Below are 1744 nucleotides of genomic sequence, written 5' to 3'. Positions count from 1 at the left end.
CGGTGAAGCACACGTTGGGCTTCATAAATAATGAAACTTAGATCAGCCAAAGATATAAGAAAAAAATTCTATGAAGGCAAATGGAGATGCCATAGAGAAATCAGACTTGCTCAAGAACAGTTAGGCGATGATGTCATATTTGAAGCTTTATATGGTGTCTTTACTGATCCTGATTTAGACGAAGAACAATTTGACATTCAACAACAAGCTGGGCACTGTTTACTAAAACTATTACCAAAATGCGACGGAAACATAATAGAACTGATCGAGAACAGTCTTCGTGTCTGGAATCGTAGTGTTGAGGAATTGCCTTGGTACTTTTTCAAGCAGTTTGGGAAAAAAGATGTTTTAGTAGCTCTTGAAGATATTGGAAAAAATTACAAATTAACAGAAATAGAAGAAACAAAAGTAAGAACTTATAAATATTGGCTAAAAGCTGATGATGAATATTTGAATTCCATCATTGAAGAAAGATACAAAATTTAGCCCAACAAAAAAATGCACGGGAGCGCAAAAAGCCGCGCCCCGTGATTTAAACGTTATCTTCAAAAGTGAATAAAGAAGAAATTAAAAATTTGAATAATCATAAGGATAAACCTGATACGAATCAGAATCATGTGAAGTTACTGATACATGATTTTGATTATCACCCAAACAAGGTATCTGAAGAGTTGATGGTTGAGCCACATTCAATAGGGGTAAAAGGTGAACCTTACGAAATTGGTCCACCCCACAATCGTATCAAAAAAATTCATGAATACAATTTTTGGTCACATGAATGGAAAATATCTTCCAATAATTTTATAGGTGATATTGTTGAAAAATATATTCATGACTTCATAATCCCCAATATGCCAACATTGATAAAAATTTCAAAAGAAAGTGATATACAATTTTCAATAGTCCAATACTATTATGATGGCTTTAATCCAGGCTTCCACTTTGACAAGAGTACTGTAAAAGTTATATCTGATCTGGGAGCGTCAATCGACATAGATTTATACTGCCTAAGCGATTGAAAATAAAAGATAACCATTTGCTGCACGGGAGCGCAAAAAGCGCGCGCCCCGTGAGCACAGCGTTAGCCTTATTACCAAATGAATACAGAACTCGAAAAAAGATTGAAGGAAGGTAAAAAACCATTTGATGGAAATGTTTTATCATTGGAGGATTTATTTGTTCTTCCCGAGCTTTTGGTTTTTCTTAAAACTATCCTGAAAGTATTAAAACGAGAATATTCTAATTCTGGGTTATTCGTCTTTGATGATTGGCACGAACATGACGGCTATTTGACAATACCAAAAGAGTGTAGTTGGGAAATGATGGATGAAATCTTAAACTCTGAAGAAAGCCTTTATGAGTCTCGATCTGGTGATACTTTCGTTCGTAAAGCGATATTCCCACAAAACATGGAGTTCTTGTTCAGATATTATGTGATGGATGAAAATGAGGATAGTGAATATCCTGGCATTTGGGGTGATTTTGATATTTGTGGGCCATCGGCATTATTGGCTGAAATAAAATCAGAATTAAGCGCAGAAATTGAAACATTACTTTATGAAGGGCCAGCAAAAACCTACTTTGATAGCGCTTATGCAGGCTAACCATCGCTTCCAGCCGACGCTCGTTCCTCGCGCGGCTGAAGCGCACGTTATCGCGCCGAGCAAAGCTCGGCGTATCTTGCAGGGTGAAAGTCCCTGTCGGGAGGGTATCAGTAATGATGTCCATTAAGGGTTAGCCACCT

3 protein-coding genes are annotated in these 1744 nt (G+C 37.0%); all 3 read left to right on the top strand.

Going from position 1 to position 1744, the window contains the following annotated elements; all coding sequences use genetic code 11:
* Positions 1–30: 30 nt before the first annotated feature.
* The 3 genes from ACYQ11_RS21975 (at position 31) to ACYQ11_RS21965 (ending at position 1604) form a co-directional block, all read left to right on the top strand.
* Complete coding sequence (locus tag ACYQ11_RS21975; protein ID WP_459925979.1) at positions 31–486, top strand: hypothetical protein; 456 nt, start codon at positions 31–33, stop codon at positions 484–486.
* A gap of 65 nt (positions 487–551) precedes the next feature.
* On the top strand, positions 552–1019 hold the full coding sequence (locus ACYQ11_RS21970) for a DUF4279 domain-containing protein (RefSeq protein ID WP_459925978.1): 468 nt from the start codon (positions 552–554) through the stop codon (positions 1017–1019).
* A 78-nt stretch (positions 1020–1097) separates the two neighbouring features.
* Positions 1098–1604 carry a hypothetical protein gene (locus ACYQ11_RS21965; RefSeq protein WP_459925977.1) on the top strand — a complete coding sequence of 169 codons (507 nt, stop codon included), beginning with the start codon at positions 1098–1100 and terminating at the stop codon, positions 1602–1604.
* Positions 1605–1744: the final 140 nt, after the last annotated feature.

This window comes from Desulfatiferula olefinivorans, from assembly GCF_054657895.1.
The sequence above is the reverse complement of the archived record's forward strand: the minus strand, read 5'-3'. Positions and strand labels throughout refer to the sequence as shown.